This window comes from Aetokthonos hydrillicola CCALA 1050, from assembly GCF_017591665.1.
GTDB lineage: Bacteria > Cyanobacteriota > Cyanobacteriia > Cyanobacteriales > Nostocaceae > Aetokthonos > Aetokthonos hydrillicola.
The window spans coordinates 1-1,956 of the sequence record NZ_JAAKGC010000321.1 but is presented as its reverse complement, the minus strand read 5'-3'; the positions used below and the strand labels follow the sequence as shown (position 1 = coordinate 1,956).

At 40.5% G+C, this 1,956-nt stretch carries 1 protein-coding gene and 1 pseudogene; both read left to right on the top strand.

Translation table 11 applies throughout. The annotated features are described in order from the left end of the window. The coding region (locus tag G4P69_RS37435; protein WP_208354977.1) for a sulfatase-like hydrolase/transferase at window positions 1–1,347 on the top strand (1,347 nt) is incomplete at its 5' end. 252 nt (window positions 1,348–1,599) lie between these two features. Beyond that, window positions 1,600–1,956 (top strand): annotated as a pseudogene (locus G4P69_RS37430) (bile acid:sodium symporter family protein); the annotation flags it as partial.

Here is a 1,956-nt window from a genome sequence, read left to right as displayed (position 1 = left end):
ATGGAAGTATTTGCAGGATTCTTAGCACATACCGATCATGAAGTGGGAAGATTGATGAACGCAATTGAACAAATTGGTGAATTAGACAACACCATTGTCTTCTTCATCGTTGGCGATAATGGTGCGAGTGCAGAAGGTGGTTTAGCTGGTAGCGTTAATGAATTAAAAGTTTTCAATAGAGTACCAGAAAGCCGAGACCAACTACTAGCTTCCTTAGATGATTTAGGCAGTCCTAAAACCTTTAATCATTATCATGCAGCCTGGGCATGGGCAGGCGATACCCCTTTTCAATGGACAAAACAAATTGCCTCTCACTTTGGTGGTACTCGTAATCCCTTAGTTGTTGCATGGGGCAATCAAATTAAAGATCATGGTGGAATACGGAATCAATTCCATCATGTCATTGATATTACCCCCACAATTTTAGAGGTGGCAGGAATAACTGTACCAACTGAAGTTAACGGAGTGAAGCAACAGAAAATTGAAGGTACTAGCTTAGCGTACACCTTTGAGAATTCTGATGCACCTTCCCATCATAAAACCCAGTATTTTGAAATGCTTGGGAACCGGGCTATTTATGATGATGGATGGGTAGCAGCTGCGCGCCATCCTCGATTACCTTGGCAAGGTTCAATCAAGGCGGACTTTCAAAAAGATCCCTGGGAACTATATAACATTAAGGAAGATTTCAGTGAAGCTAATAACTTAGCGGCTGAAAATCCTGAGAAACTGGAAAAATTGCAAAAATTGTTTTTATCAGAAGCTCGTCGATATCAAGTTTTGCCATTAGACGATCGCCTCTCTGAACGGTTTGATGTTACTCTTCGCCCCTCTCCAGCAGCAGGACGTACAACTTTTACTTACTATTCTGGTGTAGCACCCATTCCAGAAGGTAGCGCACCAAGTCTGAGAAATAGATCCTTCAGCATCACAGCTAATGTAGAAGTCCCAGAAAGTGGTGCAGAGGGTGTACTATTAACTCAAGGTGGACGTTTTGCTGGTTGGGGATTTTTTCTTGAAGATAGCAAACCAACATACCTCTACAACTTTGCTAATGCAGAACGTTATATAATCCAATCTCCTGAAAAATTACCGCCAGGTAAATCAACAGTTAGATTTGATTTTGATTACGACGGTGGTGGAGTTGGTGCAGGAGGAACTGGAAAATTATTCATCAATGACCAACAGGTAGCTGAAGGTCGAATTGAGAAAACTGTACCTTATCGATTGGCATTAGATGAAACTTTTGATGTTGGTCGAGATACAGGTACACCCGTAGCTGAAACATATCAAGTACCGTTTCCCTTCACAGGTAATTTACAGAAAGTTACCTTGAACTTGAAGTAGAATTCAGGAGTCAGAATTCAGGAGTCAGAATCAATTAGTGGCGGGTTTGAATTACCCACTAATTGCAGATCACTAAATCGTAGCCTTTTGGGAAGGCAAGCTACACGAAGAGTCTCCGATAGGAGAAAGTTTAGTGGGGGTCTTAAACCGCTAGATTCATGCACCAGTCCTACAGAATTCATACTGAATTCTGACTCCTGAATTCTGTTTGATAAAATTCTTATTTGTAACTGGGTGCAAAATTTTAAACTTATGAATGAAATTATCCCAATACTTGACAAAATAGCATTCTTATCATTTGTCGTTGCCACTATGTTTGGAACAGGTTTAAAGTTGACTGTACAGCAGATTTGGCAACCTCTTCGTAATAGCCGCTTGGTCATTTCATCACTTCTGGCAAATTTTGTCTTAGTACCAATTTTTGTTTATTTCCTTCTGCAATTCGTACCACTCAGCGAACCTGTGAAGGATGGTTTGATCATCATGGCATTAGCATCTGGTCCTCCAGCTTTACCTAAACTTGCTCAAATAGTTAAAGGTAATTTAGCTTTTTCTACAGGGTTGATGATGTTGCTAATGTTAGGTACAATCTTTTATCTGCCGCTGGTA